The 16,761-nt window shown below is 72.8% G+C and carries 15 protein-coding genes and 1 tRNA gene; 2 read left to right on the forward strand and 14 right to left on the reverse strand.

From position 1 onward, the window contains the following. Window positions 1–6 precede the first annotated feature (6 nt). The 12 genes from hpnH to ACQRUO_RS05375 form a co-directional block, all read right to left on the reverse strand. On the reverse strand, window positions 7–1,029 hold the full coding sequence (gene hpnH, locus ACQRUO_RS05320; RefSeq protein WP_428314542.1) for an adenosyl-hopene transferase HpnH: 1,023 nt from the start codon (window positions 1,027–1,029) through the stop codon (window positions 7–9). A gap of 2 nt (window positions 1,030–1,031) precedes the next feature. Beyond that, window positions 1,032–1,730 (reverse strand): 1-hydroxy-2-methyl-2-butenyl 4-diphosphate reductase, encoded by a 699-nt coding sequence (locus ACQRUO_RS05325; RefSeq protein ID WP_428314543.1) that lies wholly within the window; start codon window positions 1,728–1,730, stop codon window positions 1,032–1,034. Continuing rightward, the gene (gene shc, locus ACQRUO_RS05330; protein WP_428314582.1) at window positions 1,727–3,673 is read right to left on the reverse strand and encodes a squalene--hopene cyclase; all 1,947 of its coding nucleotides are present in this window, start codon (window positions 3,671–3,673) and stop codon (window positions 1,727–1,729) included. The genes ACQRUO_RS05325 and shc overlap by 4 nt, the downstream gene beginning before the upstream one ends. Before the next feature lie 196 nt (window positions 3,674–3,869). After that, window positions 3,870–4,958 carry a polyprenyl synthetase family protein gene (locus ACQRUO_RS05335; protein ID WP_428314544.1) on the reverse strand — a complete coding sequence of 363 codons (1,089 nt, stop codon included), beginning with the start codon at window positions 4,956–4,958 and terminating at the stop codon, window positions 3,870–3,872. Between the two features lie 119 nt (window positions 4,959–5,077). Further along, window positions 5,078–6,508, reverse strand: coding sequence for a hydroxysqualene dehydroxylase HpnE (gene hpnE, locus ACQRUO_RS05340; RefSeq protein ID WP_428314545.1), 1,431 nt, complete (start codon window positions 6,506–6,508; stop codon window positions 5,078–5,080). 268 nt (window positions 6,509–6,776) lie between these two features. Next, a complete protein-coding gene (hpnD, locus tag ACQRUO_RS05345; RefSeq protein ID WP_428314583.1) occupies window positions 6,777–7,634 on the reverse strand; it encodes a presqualene diphosphate synthase HpnD in 858 nt (285 codons plus the stop codon). A 41-nt stretch (window positions 7,635–7,675) separates the two neighbouring features. Beyond that, the gene (gene hpnC, locus ACQRUO_RS05350) at window positions 7,676–8,647 is read right to left on the reverse strand and encodes a squalene synthase HpnC (protein ID WP_428314546.1); all 972 of its coding nucleotides are present in this window, start codon (window positions 8,645–8,647) and stop codon (window positions 7,676–7,678) included. Window positions 8,648–9,194: 547 nt separating this feature from the next. Next, window positions 9,195–9,971: an ABC transporter ATP-binding protein gene (locus ACQRUO_RS05355; RefSeq protein ID WP_428314584.1), complete on the reverse strand. Its 777-nt coding sequence runs from the start codon at window positions 9,969–9,971 to the stop codon at window positions 9,195–9,197. Between the two features lie 49 nt (window positions 9,972–10,020). After that, window positions 10,021–10,959, reverse strand: a complete 939-nt coding sequence (locus ACQRUO_RS05360; protein WP_428314547.1) for an ABC transporter permease — start codon at window positions 10,957–10,959, stop codon at window positions 10,021–10,023. A 139-nt stretch (window positions 10,960–11,098) separates the two neighbouring features. Then, window positions 11,099–11,944, reverse strand: coding sequence for a glycosyltransferase family 2 protein (locus tag ACQRUO_RS05365; RefSeq protein ID WP_428314585.1), 846 nt, complete (start codon window positions 11,942–11,944; stop codon window positions 11,099–11,101). 67 nt (window positions 11,945–12,011) lie between these two features. After that, window positions 12,012–13,073 (reverse strand): iron-containing alcohol dehydrogenase family protein, encoded by a 1,062-nt coding sequence (locus ACQRUO_RS05370; RefSeq protein WP_428314548.1) that lies wholly within the window; start codon window positions 13,071–13,073, stop codon window positions 12,012–12,014. After that, the gene (locus tag ACQRUO_RS05375; RefSeq protein WP_428314549.1) at window positions 13,061–13,816 is read right to left on the reverse strand and encodes a sugar phosphate nucleotidyltransferase; all 756 of its coding nucleotides are present in this window, start codon (window positions 13,814–13,816) and stop codon (window positions 13,061–13,063) included. Before ACQRUO_RS05375 ends, ACQRUO_RS05370 begins: the two co-directional genes overlap by 13 nt. A 704-nt stretch (window positions 13,817–14,520) precedes the next feature. Between ACQRUO_RS05375 and idi the strand changes: the two genes are divergently transcribed. Continuing rightward, entirely contained in the window at window positions 14,521–15,114 is a 594-nt protein-coding gene (gene idi / locus ACQRUO_RS05380; RefSeq protein ID WP_428314550.1) for an isopentenyl-diphosphate Delta-isomerase, read from the forward strand. Here the strand turns inward: idi and ACQRUO_RS05385 are convergent. Continuing rightward, window positions 15,053–15,754: an ATP-binding protein gene (locus ACQRUO_RS05385; protein WP_428314551.1), complete on the reverse strand. Its 702-nt coding sequence runs from the start codon at window positions 15,752–15,754 to the stop codon at window positions 15,053–15,055. The genes idi and ACQRUO_RS05385 overlap by 62 nt on opposite strands. A gap of 429 nt (window positions 15,755–16,183) precedes the next feature. Between ACQRUO_RS05385 and ACQRUO_RS05390 the strand changes: the two genes are divergently transcribed. Further along, window positions 16,184–16,268 (forward strand) — tRNA-Leu (locus ACQRUO_RS05390). A 115-nt stretch (window positions 16,269–16,383) separates the two neighbouring features. Here ACQRUO_RS05390 and ACQRUO_RS05395 read toward each other — a convergent pair. Then, window positions 16,384–16,515, reverse strand: coding sequence for a hypothetical protein (locus ACQRUO_RS05395; protein WP_428314552.1), 132 nt, complete (start codon window positions 16,513–16,515; stop codon window positions 16,384–16,386). Window positions 16,516–16,761: the final 246 nt, after the last annotated feature.

Genomic DNA, 16,761 nt, shown 5'->3' on the forward strand with positions numbered 1-16,761 from the left:
GCCGCCTCAGCGGGTGCCGCCCACGGTCTCCCGCGCCGCCCGCAGCGACTCCTTGAGCGAGCCCATGGTGGCCAGCACCGCCGTCGGCTCGTAGCCGCAGTGCGCCATGCAGTTCTCGCACCTCGGGTCCTTGCCGCGGCCGTACTTGGACCAGTCGGTCTTCTCGATCAGCTCGCGGTAGGTGGGCACGTACCCGTCGGACATCAGGTAGCAGGGGCGCTGCCACCCGAAGAGCGAGTAGTTGGGGATGCCCCAGGCGGTGCACTCGAAGTCGACCTTGCCCTCCAGGAAGTCCAGGAAGAGCGGGCTGTGGTTCAGCCGCCAGCGGCGTCGGTTGCCGCCGGCGAAGGCCTTGCGGAAGAGCTCGCGGGTCTGTTCGACGCCCAGGAAGTGCTCCTGGTCGGGGGCCTTCTCGTAGGCGTAGGCCGGCGAGATCATCATCTCGTCGACCTTCAGGTCGTCATTGAGGTAGTCCAGCACCTCGATGATCGTCTGCGGGGTGTCCGTGTTGAAGAACGTGCTGTTCGTCGTCACCCGGAAGCCCCGCCGCTTGGCCTCCTTGATGGCGGCCACCGCCTCGTCGAACGTCCCCTCCTTGGCGACCGACTCATCGTGCCGCTCGCGCAGCCCGTCGATGTGAACGGTGAAGGTGAAGTACGGCGAAGGAGTGAACTTGTCCAGCTTCTTGCGCAGCAGGAGCGCGTTTGTGCACAGGAAGACGTACTTGCGCCGTTCGACCAGCTGGCGCACGATCTCGTCGATCTGCGGGTGCATCAACGGCTCGCCACCCGCGATGGAGACCATCGGGGCACCGGACTCCAGCACGGCACCGACCGCCTGGGCGACCGGCATCCGCTGCTTGAGCACGCCGGCCGGGTGCTGGATCTTGCCGCAGCCCTCGCAGGCGAGGTTGCAGGCGAAGAGCGGCTCCAGCTCGACGATGAGCGGGAACTTCTCCCGCCGCTTGATCAACTTCTGCTGCAAGAGGTAGGAACTGACCCGCAAGGTCTGGCGCAACGGCATGGCCATGGCTAGCTCGCCTCCTGAGGGAGTATCGGCAGGGAAGGGTGGGTCAACGGGGGCAGAGCGGGCTGTGCCGGGTCGGGGCCGGGGCGCGCCGCCCCGACCACCTCGCGGTGCCAGCCGAGCAGGGCGGGCACCAGGGCCCGCAGGACGCGGAACGCGCGCAGGCCGGCCGGCAGGGTGCCCGGTCGGAGCAGTTCGCGCTCGGGGGTGTCGACCACCACCCGGACCGCCGCCACCGGCAGTCCGGCGGGCAGCCGGTCGAAGACCGCGGCGGACTCCATGTCCACCGCGAGCAGGCCGCGGCGGTGCAGCATCCGGCGCTGGTGGCCGCGCACCACCCGGTCGGCGGTGAAGAGCGGGCCGGTGCGCACCGGCAGGCCCAGACCGGTCAGCTTCCCGGCGAGTACCGCCGGAAGATCGGTCGTCAGCGAACGGCCCGAGGCGCAGTGCACGCTGTCGGCAACAACCACCTCCCCGGGACTTGTTCCCGGGGCGAGAGCGGCGCAGAATCCGGTCATCAGCACCGCGCCGTAGCCCTGTGGGGCGGCCGCCAGCAGGGTGCTGACGGCCTGCCCGGCCCGGGCCGGGCCCATCCCGGTGCGCGCCAGCACCGGCGGGCCGCCGAGCGCGTTCGCCCAGTCGCCGCCGCGCAGCGCCCACTCCTCGGGGCGCAGCGCGCAGAGCGCGAGCAGGGGGGCGGTCATGTCGACCTCCCGAGCAGCGGGTTGCCGTACAGGTAGCGGCCGAGCGCGGTGACCGGGAAGACCAGCCGGTAGAGGTGGTAGTTGATCGAGAAGTCCCACGGGAACCCGGTCCCGGTGAACTGCGGCTCGTCCCAACTGCCCTCGGCCAACTGGGTGGCCGCCAGCCAGCGCACCCCGAGCTCGACCGCCGCGCTGCCCTGGCCGGGCGCCGGGGCGTACCGCCCGTCGGGGCCCTCGCCGGCCGCCAGCAGCGCCATCAGCGCCCAGGCGGTCTGCGAGGCGGTGGACTCGCCGCGACCGGACCAGGTGGCCGGGTCGTCGTAGGAGCGCATGTCCTCGCCCCAGCCGCCGTCCGGGTTCTGCCGCTCCTCCAGCCAGCGCACCGCGCGCCGGATCGACGGGTCCGACTCCGGCACCCCGGCGGCCACCAGGGCGGGCAGCACCGAGCCGGTGCCGTAGATGTAGTTGGTGCCCCAGCGGCCGAACCAGGAGCCCTCGGCCTCCTGGTTGCGCAGCAGCCACTCCACCCCGCGCCGGGTGCGCGGGTCGTCCGCCTTGCCGACCTCGGCCAGCATCTCCACCACGTGGGCGGTGACGTCGGCCGACGGCGGGTCGACCACCTCGCCGAAGTCGCAGAACGGCAGCTTGTTCGGCAGCGTGCTGGTGTTGTCCACGTCGAAGGCGCCCCAGGCACCGTTCTTGGACTGCATGCCGAGGTTCCACTCCACCCCGCGGTGCACCGCGCCGGCCACCCGCTCCGGCTCGGGGTGGCGCACCCGGCGCAGCGCCAGCACCACCTCGGCGGTGTCGTCGATGTCGGGGTAGGTGTCGTTGTGGAACTCGAAGGCCCAGCCGCCGGGCGCCAGCTGGGGGCGCTGCACCGACCAGTCGCCCCGGGTGGTGATCTCCTCGCCGAGCATCCAGTCGGTGGCCTTGACCACCGCGGGGTGGTCGGCCGGCAGCCCGGCGTCGACCAGCGCGATGGTGGCCAGGCAGGTGTCCCAGACCGGGGACTGGCAGGCCTCCAGCCAGCGCTTGCCGTCCTGGGTGTGCACCGTGAAGCGTTCGAAGGCGGCCAGGCCGGCCTGCATCACCGGGTGGTCCAGCTCGTAGCCGAGCAGGTGCAGGGCGATCAGCGAGTAGACGGCGGGCGGTTGGATCCCGCCCCAGCAGCCGTCCGCCTCCTGGCGCTCGACGATCCAGCGGCCGGCCTGGGTGAGCGCGAGCCGGCGCAGCGGGCGCACGGCCCGCTTGTGGTAGGCGTGCAGCACCAGGTCCAGCCGCTCGAAGAGGCCGTCCCAGCTGGCGGGCGGGGCGAGCGGGCGCAGCGGGAAGGGGTTGTCCGGGTCGGTGTGCAGCTCGGTCAGCGCGAAGGGCGCGGGCCGCACCGGACGGTGGGCGGAGACCACGGTGAGCGGCACGATGGTCTGCCGGGCCCAGCAGCCGAAGGCGTAGATGTTCAGTGGCAGCCACTTGGGCAGGAACATGATCTCGGGGGGCATCTCGGGCAAACGCTCCCACGGCCACCAGCCGAAGAGGGCGAGCCAGATCCGGGTGAAGACCCGGGACGCCGCGATGCCGCCCTGCTCGCGCACGTACTCGGCGGCGGCGCGCATGTGCGGCGCGTCCACCGGGTCGCCCGCCAGGCGCAGTGCGACGTAGGCCTCGACGGTGGTGGACAGTTCCGGCGGGCCGCCGTGGAAGGTTCCCCAGGTGCCGTCCGCGCGTTGTTGCGAGCGGATCCACTCGGCGGTGGCCGCGGTCTGCTCCACGGTTCTGATGCCCAGGAACTGGCGCAGTAAGAGGTCCTCGGCGTCCATGGTGACGTTGGTCTCCAGGTCGCCCTTCCACCAGCCCTCGTCGTCCTGCAGGGCGAGCAGGTGCTCGGTCGCCCGGCGCAGGCTCGCCTCCAGCTCCGGGCGGCCCAGCGAGGCGAGGTCCAGGGGTTCGGGTCCGGCCGGTGCACCCGGTCCGGCGTGTGCGCCGGGCTCGGCGAGCGGTACCCCGAGGGTGGCCGTGCCCTCGCCGGCGAGTTGCCACGGGCCGTCGGCAGCTGCCGCCGGCCGCTCGTCCACCGCGACCGGCTCGGAATCGTACTCAGGGTCGAGCCGGCCGTCCGCGGTTGCTGTCAACTTGATGTCACCTCTCTCGTACCACGACGAACTCGGCGAGGGCGACGAACCGCTCGCGCACCTCATGGGACATCGCGACCTCGTCCAGCGCGGCGAGGGCGGTGGTGTGCTGGCGGCGGGCCTCGTCCTGGGTCCAGGCCCGGCCGCCGGCCTGCTCGATCAGTGCGGCCCGGCCGGCCAGCACCTCCTCGGACTCCTCGCCACGGCCCCGCGGGTCGGCGAGCAGCTCGGCCAGCCGGCGGGAGGCGGCGCCGCCCTCGGCCAGCGCGGCGGCGACCGGCAGCGACTTCTTGCGCTGGCGCAGGTCGCCCCAGTGCGGCTTGCCGGTGACCTCGGTGGCGCCCCAGATGCCGAGCAGGTCGTCCACCGCCTGGAAGGCCAGGCCGAGGTGGTGGCCGTAGCGCTCCAGGGCGTCGGCGGTGCGGTCGTCGGCACCGGCCAGCACCGCGCCGACGGCGGCGGCCGCGGCCAGCAGGGCGCCGGTCTTGTTCCCCTCCATCACCAGGCACTCCTCGACCGTGACGGCGTCGCGGTGCTCGAAGGAGAGGTCCTGGGCCTGACCGTCGATCAGCTTGCGGGTCGCGGTGGTGAGCAGCCGGACGGCGCGGGCGGCGTCGGTCTGGGTGGTGGCGCCGCTGCGCCCGGCCTCCAGCAGGACCTCGGTGCCGAGGGTGGCCAGCGCGTCGCCGACCAGGATCGCCTGGGCCGGACCGAAGACGGTCCAGGCGGTGGCCCGGTGCCTGCGGGTCTCGTCACCGTCCATCAGATCATCATGCAGGAGGGAAAAGTTGTGCACCAGCTCAACGGCCACGCCACCGGGGACACCGGCGCTCGCGTCGGCGCCCGCGGCCTCCGCCGAGAGCAGGGCGAGCGCCGGGCGCACCGCCTTGCCGCTGTCGCCGGCGGTCGGGTTGCCGGCCCGGTCGGTCCAGCCGAAGTGGTAGGCCGCCACCGCGTCCATCGGTGGGGCCAACCGGGCGATCGCCGCGCGCAGCGGCGGGGTGCAGAGCGTGCGGCCTCTGGCCAGCAGCTCCGGTACCGAGACGGGCTCGGCCTGGGCCGTCGCTCCCGCGGCCGTACTCGGGCGTGCCTCCACGTGTGTTCCCTCTCCGTGGGCCGGTGTGCTGGGTTCGGTGCTGGCGGGACTGGCCGGGGGACGGTCGGCCTGGGGACGCTCGGGGACGGACGGGGAGCGGTCGTTGCGCTGCGGTGGTCTCATCGCGGCCACCGCCCGTCGCCGCGGTCCACCGGGACGCGGGCGCCGGTGGCGCGCAGGGCGGCGTCGGCGGCGGCGTGACCGCTGCGGACGGCGCTCTCCATGGTCGCGGGCCAGCCGGTGGCGGTCCACGAGCCGGCCAGCAGCAGGCCGGGGATCCGGGTCGCGGCCGCCGGACGGAGCGGCGCGGTGCCCGGGGCGGGGTCGAAGGTGGCGGTGCGCTCGCGGGTGACGAAGAAGTCGAGCACCTCGGCACCGCGGGCGGCCGGCAGCAGGCGCTCCAGCTCCGGCAGGTAGCGGGCGCGCAGCTCGGAGACCGGCAGGTCGATCTCGTCCCGCACCGCGGACTGGGAGAGCGCCAGGTACTGGGCGCCGGGCCGGGTGGCGGCCAGGCCGGAGTGCGGGGTGCGGTCGAAGACCCACTGGACCGGCGAGTCCAGTGCGGCGAAGAACGGGCGGCGCAGCACCTTGCGGTCGTAGACCACGTGCACGTTGAGGATGGGCGCGTAGCCGAGCTCGGTCAGCCGGTGCTGGTCGGCGATCGCGTCCGGCGGCAGCAGCGCGGCGGCCGCGTCCTGGGCGCCGGCGAGCACCACCACGTCGGCGCTGAGCTGCTCGCCGCCCTCCAGCAGCACCGCGTGCGGCCGGGCCGACCCGCCGGGGGTCGCCGAGACCGACTTCAGCTCCACCGCCTTGGTCCGCAGCCGCACCGCGACCCCGGCCGCGGCCAGCTCCTGCTGGGCCGCGTCGTGGTGCAGCGCGCCGAGCGGGACGGCGGCGGTGCCGATGTCACTGGCGCCGGGGTCGGTGAGCAGGCCGGTCTTGAAGACCATCGCGGCCAGCGCGAGCGAGACCTCGTCGGCCGTGGCGTTCAGGGTGGCCACCCCGACCAGGTCCCAGAGCGCGGCCAGGGTGCGCTCGCTCTGCCCGTGGGCGCGCAGCCAGGCACCGAAGGAGATCCGGTCCAGCGCCGGGTCGGCGAGGTCCAGCCGCTGCAGCGCGAGGGCGCCGCGCACCACCCGCAGCCGGTCCAGCGGCGACAGGTGCGGGTAGCCGGCCAGCGAGGCGGCCAGGTGCAGCGGCACCGGCAGCTCGGCGCGGGAGAGCCGGCCCAGGCGGTGCCGGTCGCCGCGCACCGCGAGGACCGGGACCTCCAGGCGCGGCTGCACCTCGACCCGGTCACCCGCGCCGAGGCGCTCGATCAGCCCGCGGTAGGCGGTGCAGCAGCGCAGGAAGACGTGCTGGCCGTTGTCCACGGTGAGCTCGCCGCGGCGGAAGGAGAACGCCAGCCCGCCCAGCCGGGGCCGGGCCTCCAGCAGGGTGACCCGGTAGTCGGCCTCGGCCAGCCGGAGCGCGGCGGTCAGACCGGCCAACCCGCCGCCGACCACCACCGCCGTGCGCCGCGCCGTCTCCTCGGTGTGCCCGCTCATCGCACCTCCCCGTCACTCGACGTGCCAACCCTGCCCACCAGACCTGCCCCGAACCTCTCCGTGTACTCCCGATGCTCCCGTCGCGCCCGTACCGCCCGTCCCACCGGTGACCTACGCCACAACGTGGCCGGCCCCTGCGGTGATTCCCCGTCGCCGGTCGGTGACGCAGCGCCGACCCACAGGCCGGCAGCGACCCGCAGGCCGGCACCGACCCGTGACGGGTCGGCCCGCCGAGCGTGGGGCGGGCCGACCGGTGACGGGGAGGGGTTCAAGAACGTCCTCCGGCCAGGCCGGAGAGCGCGACGTAGGCCTTCTCCCAGCCGGGCAGCGAGACCCGGCCGCGCAGCACCGACTCCGGCTCGGCGGCGATCCGCCCCAGCAGCCGGTGGTAGATGCCCGCCATGGCCGCGGTGCAGGCCCGGCTGCGGCGGTCCAGCATCGGCAGCAGCCGCAGGCCCTCCTCGAAGTAGCCCTGGGCCCGCCGGGCCTCGAAGGCCACCAGACCGGTGAAGTCCGCGCCCGCCGGCGGGGCCGGGGCGGCGAAGCCCTGCTCGCAGCCGAACCGGGCCAGGTCCTCGGCGGGCAGGTAGGTGCGGCCGTTGACCGCGTCCTCCCGCAGGTCCCGCAGGATGTTGGTGAGCTGCAGGGCCAGGCCCAGGGTGTCCGCGTACTCGGCGCCGCGCTTGGGGTCCGAGCAGCCGTAGACGCCCAGCGAGAGCCGGCCGATCGAGCCGGCCACGCAGCGGCAGTACACCTTGAGGTCCTCGAAGGTGCGGTACTCCTCGCCGCGCAGGTCCATCTCGACGCCGTCGATCAGCTCGTCGAAGGCGTCCAGCGGCACCGGGAAGCGCCGGGCGGCGTCCGCCAGCGCGACCTTGATCGGGTCGGTGTCCTCCTCCGCGACCTCGCCGGCCCGGATCTCGTCCAGCAGGGCGCGGGTGGCGAGCAGCTGCTCCTGCTTGCGCTCGGCCGACAGCTCGCCGTCGCCGATGTCGTCGACCCGGCGGGCGAGCGCGTACAGCGCGGACATGGCCAGCCGCTTCGGCTCCGGGAGCAGTCTGATCCCGTAGCTGAAGTTGCGCGCCTGCAGGGCGGTGACCGCCTCGCAGTAGCGGTACGCCGCCATGACCGGTGCCGACGCCAGTGGTGATGCCGCCACTCGGGCGTTCACCTTCCCTTCGCGAAGATGGCCGCCGCCTTCAGCGCGAGGCGGCGCTTGTCGGGCTTCGCCTGGTGGGCCAGCACGTCGTACCCGGCGCCCTCGATGGCCGCCAGGGCCGCGTACCCGCCCGCGGTGAATCCCGCCAGGAGGAGTCGAAGCCTTCCCCGAACCGTACCCACCAGCGGCGCGCCGTGATCGAGCAGGGTCCGCGCCCGGGCCGCCTCGAAGGCGATCAGTTCGCGCACCTGCCCATCCGCCGTGGCGGCGCCCAGCGCGACCTCCTCGACGCCGAACCGGGCGAGGTCCTCGGTGGGCAGGTAGATCCGGCCGCGGGCGTGGTCCTCGGCCACGTCCTGGAGGTGTTCGATCACCTGCAGCGCGGTGCAGATCGCGTCCGAGCGCTCGATCCGCTCCGGCGTCGCGACGTCGGCGAGCGCGAGCACCAGGCGGCCGACCGGGTCGGCGGAGAGCGTGCAGTAGCCGACCAGGTCCTCGAAGGTCCGGTAGCGGGTGGTGGTCTGGTCCACCCGGTTGGCCTCGATCAACCGGCGGAACGGCTCGGGGGTGACCGCGTGCCGGCCGATCAGCGGCACCAGCGCGCCGAGCAGCGGGTGGCGGGGCGGTTCGCCGGGCGAGCTGTCCGCGGGCTGCGCGAGGGCGGCTTCGAAGGCGCGGTCCAGGTCGCGTTCGAGCGCGTCCAGCAGGCCCAGCCGGAAGGCCGTCTCGTCACCGGTGTGCGCGGGCGCGCCGAGCAGCGCGGCGGTGCCGGCCGGGTCGGCCAGGTCGCCGTCGCCGGCGTCGTCGACCAGCCGGGCGTAGCCGTAGACGGCCATCAGGTCGTCACGCCAGGCGGCGGGCAGGAAGCCGGGCGCGACGGGGAAGTTCTCCCGGGCCGCCTTGCCGAGCGTCTCCCCCGGGTCGGGCTGCGCCGCGCCGCCGCCCCCCGCTGCTGCCGAGGACTGCGCCCAAGTCGTCACTGCCGTCACTCCCCCGTTCTACACCGGTGTTGACCATGGACCCGACTCGGACACGCTTTCCCCGCGCAGGCCGGGCCGCTCCCGGGCCCCAACCCTTTCACCTCCGGCGACCCGCCGAAAAGACCACCCCCCGGCGCGCCGACCCTGCTCACCCTCCCGGCGCACACGCGGGAGCGCACTGTGCTGACGTGCGCCGGTCGGGTCGTTACCGCCTGCTTGATCACCGGCACCAAGGATGCCATCGGGGCCGCCACGCGGCAGCCCGAACCGTAGACAAACACAACCACCCCTCGCCCCGCACGTCGTTTCGGCCCCACGGATACCCGCCCTACAGCCGCCGTCGAGCGGCGCTCCAGCCGCCCGCGGGAGACTATGAGCTTTACAACAGTTGAGTCACAAAACCTTCCAGCGAGCCCAGTGGGCACTCGCCGTGAGCCGGCGCCCGCCGGCTGTCACCCACGGTGAAGTCCCCCGCGCAGCAGAAGGCCGCTCGACTCCGACCGGATCGGAGTCGAGCGGCCTTCGGACCGCTGCGCCGGGGGCGGTACTACGGGCGCTCGCCGCGCTCGTACATGCCGACCACCTCGTCGGTGGGACCGTCCATGATCAGCTTGCCGGTCTCGATCCAGATGGTCCGCTCGCAGGTGTCCCGGATCGCGTTGTTGTTGTGGCTGACCAGGAAGACCGTACCGGCCTCCTTGCGCAGCTCGCGGATCCGGTCCTCGCTGCGGCGCTGGAAGGCCTGGTCACCGGTGGACAGCGCCTCGTCGATGAGCAGCACGTCGTGGGTCTTGGCCGCCGCGATGGAGAACCGCAGGCGGGCCGCCATGCCCGAGGAGTACGTGCGCATCGGCAGGTTGATGAACTCGCCCTTCTCGTTGATGCCCGAGAAGTCGACGATCTGCTGGTAGCGCTCCTTCACCTGGGCCGGGCTCATGCCCATCGCCAGGCAGCCGAGCACCACGTTGCGCTCGCCGGTCAGGTCGTCCATCAGCGCCGCGTTCACCCCGAGCAGCGAGGGCTGGCCGTTGGTGTAGATGCCGCCCTTCTCGGTCGGCAGCAGGCCGGCGATGGCGGAGAGCAGGGTCGACTTGCCCGAGCCGTTGGACCCGATCAGGCCGACCGCCTCACCCTTGTAGGCGGTGAAGCTGACCCCGCGCACCGCGTGCACCTCGGTGATCGCCGGGGACTTCTTGCGGGCGATCAGCCGGCTCAGCGCCGAGGTGGCGCTGCCCTTGCCGGCCGAGGCGCCGTGCACCTTGTAGACGATGTGCACGTCGTCGACGACCACGGTGGGGACCCGCGTCTGCTTGGCCGCCTCGATCGCCCGGGCGTCGCGGGTGCTCTCGTCGGTCTCGGTCTTGGTTGCCACATCAGCCACGGCCGTACTCCTCCTCAGCCTTCCAGAAGAAAACGTAGCCGATCACGAAGGCGACGACGGCCCAGCCGAGCGCCATCTCCCAGACGTGCGGCGGCAGCTTCTCGGCGTTGCCCCCGTAGTGCTTGCGGCTGTAGATGCTGGGGATCATCGCGTGCCGGAACAGCTCCATGTACACCGAGGCCGGGTTGGCCTGGGCGACGATCTGCACCCAGTGCGGCCACCTGTGGACGCGGTCCGCGATGCTGTACATCACGCCGGACAGGTACATCCAGGTCCGCAGCACGAACGGCATCAGCTGCGAGACGTCACTGGTCTTGGCACCGATCCGGGCCATGATCAGGGCCAGGCCGGTGTTGAACAGCGACAGCAGGAACATCGCCGGGAGCACCTGGAACCAGGTGATCCCCGGCATCAGGCCGTTGCTGAGCACGATCACGACCAGCACGACCATCGAGATCAGCAGCTGCTGCAGCTGGATCACGGTGAAGGCGATCGGCATGCAGGCGCGCGGGAAGTGCAGCGCCCGGATCAGGCCCAGGTTGTAGGAGATCGCCCCGGTGCCGGACTGGATGGCGCTCTGGATGAACTGGAAGATGAACACCCCGACGCAGAGCCACGGGATGTACTTCGGCACCGAGTTGCCGCTCAGGATGAGGCCGAAGACCAGGTAGAACACCGCACAGTTGAGCAGCGGCGTGACGACCTGCCACACCTGGCCCATCTTCGCCGTGGTGTACTGCGCCACCAGGCGGGCCGTGGCGAACGCGACGATGAAGTGTCGACGCCCCCAGAGCTGCTTGGTGTACGCGAGGAGCCCTGGCCTGGCGCCGCTGACGCTCAAGCCGTACTTGTCGGCGAGCTGCTTGGGGGTCAGCCCGGTGTCAACACCCCCGGGTAGGGAGAGGTTGATCGGTTCACTCACTGTCGACACATTCGTCCTTCACGGGATCGGAAGTCCGGCTGCTGGCCGGGGGCAGTCGCCGGGCTCTCGGCGGCGGGAGCGGGTCCCGCCGAAGATTCATGCGGATCACGGGGGGCCGGGCCGCGGGTGGTGTCCGCTGCCCGGGTGATCAGATGACCGGCGGTCTGCCCAACCTGGTCAATCGCCATACAGTACGCCACCGCATCGGCCGCCGCTCACCGCACGGTGTGCGCCAGCCGGCCCGGAAACCGCCCCACCAGGCCTTGCGTGCCTCCCGTGCGGGGCGGCGGGCCAGGGTGAGCAGCGTCCAGGTGCAGAGGTAGAGAGGCACCAGCGGGGCCGGGAGGTTCCGCCGGGCCAGCCAGACCCGGTTGCGCGCCACGTTGTGGAAGTAGGCGGCGTGCCGGGCCGGCGAGGTGGTGGGGTGGTGCAGCACGATGTCCGCCCGGTAGTCGATCGACCACCCGGCGTCCAGCGCCCGCCACGCGAGGTCGGTCTCCTCGTGGGCGTAGAAGAAGTCGGCGGGCAGCTGCCCGGCCTGCTCGAAGACCGTCGAGCGGACCGCGCTGGCGCCGCCGAGGAAGGTGGTGACCCGGGAGGAGCGCAGCGGGTCGGCGGCGCGCAGCCGCGGCACGTGGCGCCGCTGGGTGACGCCGGTCTGCGGGTCGGCGATCCGGAAGCTCACGATGCCCAGGCCCGGGTCGGCGGTGAAGGCCTCGCGGAGCAACCGGGCCGAGTCGGTCCGCGGCAGCGAGCCGTCGTCGTCCAGGAAGAGCACCGCGTCCACGTCGCGGCCGTCCGGCCCGAACAGCTCGATGCCGACGTTGCGGCCGCCCGGGATGCCCAGGTTCTCCGGCAGCTCCACGGCGCGCACGCCGGCGGGCAGCGGCGGCAGCGGGGCGCCGTTGCCGACCACGGCCAGTTCGACGGCCGGGCCCTGCTGCGCCAGCACCGAGTCGATCAGCGCGTTGAGTTCGGCCGGGCGGTTGCCCATGGTGATGATCACCGCGCCGAGCCGGAAGGCGGCGGCGGAGGAGTCCGGGCGCCCGGTGGCCGGGACCTCAGCTGTTGACGGCTTGGACATAGTCGGCGTACGCGTCCCTGATCGCGGAGGGGGAGAGATCGAGGTGTTCGAGGATGGTGAAACGACCCGGTCGGGTGTTCGGAGCGTAGTGCACCGCTTCGGTGAACTCCGCCTCGGTGAACCCGATCTGATCGGCGGTCACCGGCAGGCCGTGGGCCCGCAGGCGATCGGTGATCAGGCCGGTCAGCTCCAGCTCCCCCCGTAGGAAGCTCGCGAAGGCGGCCCCGAGGCCGACTTGCTCGCCGTGCTGGGCGGACCGTTTGGGATGCAGCACGTCCAAGGCGTGCGAGATCTCGTGGCAGGCCCCCGAGGAAGGCCGGGTGCTGCCGGCGATGCTCATCGCGATGCCGGACAGTACCAGTGCTTCGGTGAGCGTCGACAACAGGTCCGGGTCTTCCAGGAGGCCCGGGTGCCGCAGCAGGTTCTCGCCCGCGGAACGGGCCATCGCCACCGCCAGTCCGTCCACCTTCTCGCCGGTGACGCGCTGGGAGAGCTCCCAGTCGGCACAGGCGGAGATGTTGGACAGGACGTCGCCGATCCCGGCCGCCACGAAGCGCTGCGGGGCCTGGCGGACCACGTCCAGGTCGACCACGACGCCGATCGGCGCGGGCACCCCGTAGGAGCCCCGCCCCGCGTCGTTGTCGAGGGTCGAGACGGGCGAGCAGATGCCGTCGTGCGCCAGGTTGGTGGCGACGGCGACGACCGGCAGCCCGACCCGCGCAGCGGCGTACTTGGCGGCGTCGATGATCTTACCGCCGCCCAGGGCCACCAGGACGTCGTAGTGCCCGGCCTTGACCGCGTCGGCCAGCCGCACCGCACCGTCCAGGGTGCCGTCGCCGGCCTCGAACCAGTCGGCGCCCGGCAGTGCCGGCGCCAGCCGCTCGCGCAGCCGGGCGCCGGAGCCGTTGCTGATCGCCACCGCCATCCGGCCCGCGGTGGACAGCCGCTGGTCGGCCAGGATGTCCGCGAGCGAGTCCAGGGCTCCCCGGCGGACCTCGACGAAGACCGGCGAGGGGATCAGCCGGGTCAGTACTGGCACGCGATCTCCCGCGCCTTCGCCAGGTCGTCGTGGTTGTCGACCTCGACCCAGGAGACCTCGCCGATCGGCTGCACGTCGATCCGGCAGCCGCGGTTGACCATCTCCTGGTAGCCGTCCTCGTAGTACAGCTGCGGGTCGCGCTCGAAGGTGGTGCGCAGCGCGTCGGCCAGGTCGGCGGCGGCGCTCGGGTTGATCACGGTCACGCCGATGTACTCGCCGGTCGCGTCGGCCGGGTCCATCAGCTTGGTGATCTTTTGCATGCCCTTGACCGGGTCGACGACGACCTTCATCTCCTCGTCGGCCAGCTGCTTCACGGCGTCCAGCGCGAGCAGGATGCCCGGGGCCCGCCCCTCGGCGATCAGCCGGTCGTTGCCGTCCAGCATGGTGCGCTGCACCGAGGCCGGGTGCACGGTGTCGCCGTTGGCCAGCAGCAGGCCCTCGGTGAACAGGTCACGGGCGCACCAGAGGGAGTAGGCGTTGTTCCACTCCTCGGCCTTGTCGTTCTCGACCAGGGTCAGCTTGACGCCGTACTTCTGCTCCAGGGCCTCCTGGCGCTCGTGGACCGCCTCCTTGCGGTAGCCGACCACGATCGCGGCCTCGCGCAGGCCGACCTCGGCGAAGTTGCCGAGCGTGAGGTCCAGCACGGTCTTCTCGCCGTCCACGGGCACCAGGGCCTTGGGCAGCGTGTCGGTGTACGGGCGCAGCCGGCGGCCGGCTCCGGCCGCCAGAACGAGGCCGATCATGCAGGGTCTCCCTGTGGTCGTCGTGCGGGTGCGCGGCTGCCCTGGGGTTCCCCCGTACCGATCCACGGTGGGGCACCCTTGGGCTGCGGTCCTGCCCCGCGGCCGCACAGGTGCCCTGCTGCCGCACAGTCCGCACCCGCATGCGCCCGCCCGCGGAACGACGCCCCGGTCCCGCCGCTCGGCGGTGCACCGTGTCGTAAGCGATGGTAGGCGACCGGCGCGACCAGCCCGAACGCCGACCCCGGGGGGCGGGGGCGGGTGGCGGGTGGCCGCCCGGTGGGTGTGGGGTCGTGGTGCCGGGGGTGTGACGCAGTCGTGGTGGCGGCGTGCGGCAGTCGTGCTGCGGAGGTGGCGCAGCCGTGGCGTGGTGGCGCGCAGTGGTGCGCAGTGGTGCAGCGGCGGTGTGGCGGTGGTGCCGGACTTGTCCGACTCGTGCCGAATCGGTGTTCGATATCTGATGCTGAAATGGACAGCCGTGCGACGCCGGGGCGCTCGTTCGTGTGTTCACGCCGGTGTTCCCGGGGCGGGTGCGTCGAATCCGTCCGGGCGCCGCGGCCATGCGGCAGACTGGGCAGCCGACGCCCCTTCGTACGCGCCTCGGCACCACGCGCGACGGGGGCGTGCTGCCGTCCGCTGGACCGGGGGGGCTCACCCGGGTGACGCACCCGGGTGGCGGCGCCGGTCCCCCTGCCGAGAGAGGCGCTATGTCCGAGAGTCGATCGACCAGCCTTGCCGCCGAGCCGGCCCCCGCCGCGTCCTCCGCCCAGATCATGCTCGAGCTGGTGGACGACGAGGGCGTCACCATCGGCACCGCCGAGAAGCACTGGGCCCACCAGCAGCCGGGCCACCTGCACCGGGCCTTCTCGGTCTTCCTCTTCGACCGCCAGGGCCGGATGCTGCTGCAGCGCCGGGCCCTCGGCAAGTACCACTCCCCCGGCGTCTGGTCCAACACCTGCTGCGGCCACCCCTACCCCGGCGAGCAGCCCTTCGTGGCCGCCGCCCGCCGCACCGCGGAGGAGCTCGGCGCCGCCCCCGCCCTGCTCTGCGCCGCCGGCACCGTCCGCTACGACCTGCCCGACGAGGCCTCCGGCCTGATCGAGCGGGAGTGGAACCACCTCTTCGTCGGCCTGGTCACCGACGAGCTGCGGCCCGACCCGGAGGAGGTCGAGGACACCCGCTTCGTGACCGCCCAGGAGCTGAAGGAGCTCCAGGAGGAGAAGCCGTTCTCGGTCTGGTTCACCACCGTGTTCGAGGCGGCGCTGCCGGGGATCCGGGAGATCGCCGGACCGGCCTGGTAGCCGGCGCGGCAGCGGCGGGTTCCGCCCGCTCCGCCGGCAGCGAGCGGGCGGGCGTCCGCGGGAGGGGGCCCGGCTGCGGGACCGGGCCCGGCTGCAGCAGGGGTCCGGGGTGCGGAAGGGGTCCCGGCTGCGGAAGGGGCAGGGGGAGGGCGGCCCAGATCACCTTCCCCCCGTCCCCGGTCTGCTCCACGTCGCAGGCGCCGCCCGCCGCCAGCGCGATGCTCTTCACCAGCATCAGCCCACGCCCGCCGGTCTGGTCGGCGTCACTCTGCACGGCCTTCGGACAGTAGGGGTGCCCGTCCTCCACCGCGACCCGCACCCACCCGCCGCCGATCACCAGCTCGGTGGTCACCCGCGGTGAGAGCACGGCGGCATGCGTGACCGCGTTGGTGACCAGCTCGGAGACGATCAGCAGCAGCCCGTCGGTCAGGTCCTCGTACCGCTCCCCCGCCAGCCCGCGCGCCCGCAACAGGTCGCGCACCGCGTGCCTGACCCGCGGCACCGACGACTCCCGCGCCCCCGCCACGATCCGCCACGCCCCGTCGGCCACCCGCCCCACCTCGACGGCGTCGGTCACCACCGCGGTCGCCCCGGCCGCCCCCGCTACGCCGGCCGCCGCCCTGGTCGCCGGCGTAGTCATGCTGGTCCGCTCCACGTCCTGCCACCCTTCGTCCGGGCCTCGGGAGGCGTCGCCGGCTCCGGCCGACCCCGGCCGCCCCCGGACCACCATCCGGGCAACCAGGCCGACCATCCGGGAACGGGGCGTTCCGTTCAGGGCTCCCCTTCATCACCGAGGCTAGGAGAGCCGCCCGACTCCCTGGGCGTGGTCAAGGAACTTGTCCCCGCCGGACCGTTTCCGACCGACCATGACCACTTCCCCTCCACTCCTGCCCACCTTCCCCAACCCCACCGACGCAGGACCGTTCATCCTCCCGCCCCACCACCGCCGCCCCCGCAGGACTGCCCAGGTCAGCGCAGCCGATCCGGTGCGGAGCCACTCCAAAAGCCTGATAGTGTTCTCTCTGTCGCCACGGGAACGGACGAACCGAAGCCCCGCGGCACACACCCAGTCCGGGTGGCGGAATGGCAGACGCGCTAGCTTGAGGTGCTAGTGCCCTTTATCGGGCGTGGGGGTTCAAGTCCCCCCTCGGACACACATTTGCAGATGATCTGATCATTTCGGATCAGGCGGGACCTGGGCCCACTTCGCCGTCGAGCGAGGTGGGCCTCACTCGTTTCCGGACCGTGCGCTACTCGTGTCCGGGCCGCTCATCGGGCGGTCTCCGCGGGCCGCCGTTCACCGCGCCGCAGCACCTCGACCACCCGGGCCGGCTCGACCATCGCCCGCCGGCCCTCCTCGAAGACCTGCGCGCAGCGAGCCGAGATGCGCAAGCGCGCCATCGACCCCGGGCACCACTGTCCCCGGGTCCGCTCCACCTGGATGGCTCGAGGGTCGCCTGACGCTCCGCCGAGAGCGGTCCGGGGTGTCACCTTCGGGTGGTACCAAGGGTTAAGATCCCACCGCGCGTGAGCACACGAACAAATGTGCAGCTGCCAGGGGGAGTGGGGGGAAGCATGGGGATCCGGTTCGGCACGCCCGGGACCTTGACGGTTCATCATCATGCAGAACCGCGGGCGACCTCGGAG

It is taken from the genome of Kitasatospora sp. LaBMicrA B282 (assembly GCF_050325825.1).
Taxonomy (GTDB): Bacteria; Actinomycetota; Actinomycetes; order Streptomycetales; family Streptomycetaceae; genus Kitasatospora.

Bases quoted from the DNA above. Each gene is read 5' to 3' on its own strand.
- hpnH (WP_428314542.1), bottom strand. From the start codon at position 1,029: ATGGCCATGCCGTTGCGCCAGACCTTGCGGGTCAGTTCCTACCTCTTG.
- hpnE (WP_428314545.1), bottom strand. From the start codon at position 6,508: ATGAGCGGGCACACCGAGGAGACGGCGCGGCGCACGGCGGTGGTGGTC.
- ACQRUO_RS05375 (WP_428314549.1), bottom strand. From the start codon at position 13,816: ATGATCGGCCTCGTTCTGGCGGCCGGAGCCGGCCGCCGGCTGCGCCCG.
- idi (WP_428314550.1), top strand. From the start codon at position 14,521: ATGTCCGAGAGTCGATCGACCAGCCTTGCCGCCGAGCCGGCCCCCGCC.
- hpnD (WP_428314583.1), bottom strand. From the start codon at position 7,634: ATGGCGGCGTACCGCTACTGCGAGGCGGTCACCGCCCTGCAGGCGCGC.
- ACQRUO_RS05385 (WP_428314551.1), bottom strand. From the start codon at position 15,754: ATGACTACGCCGGCGACCAGGGCGGCGGCCGGCGTAGCGGGGGCGGCC.
- ACQRUO_RS05365 (WP_428314585.1), bottom strand. From the start codon at position 11,944: ATGGGCAACCGCCCGGCCGAACTCAACGCGCTGATCGACTCGGTGCTG.
- ACQRUO_RS05325 (WP_428314543.1), bottom strand. From the start codon at position 1,730: ATGACCGCCCCCCTGCTCGCGCTCTGCGCGCTGCGCCCCGAGGAGTGG.
- ACQRUO_RS05395 (WP_428314552.1), bottom strand. From the start codon at position 16,515: ATGGCGCGCTTGCGCATCTCGGCTCGCTGCGCGCAGGTCTTCGAGGAG.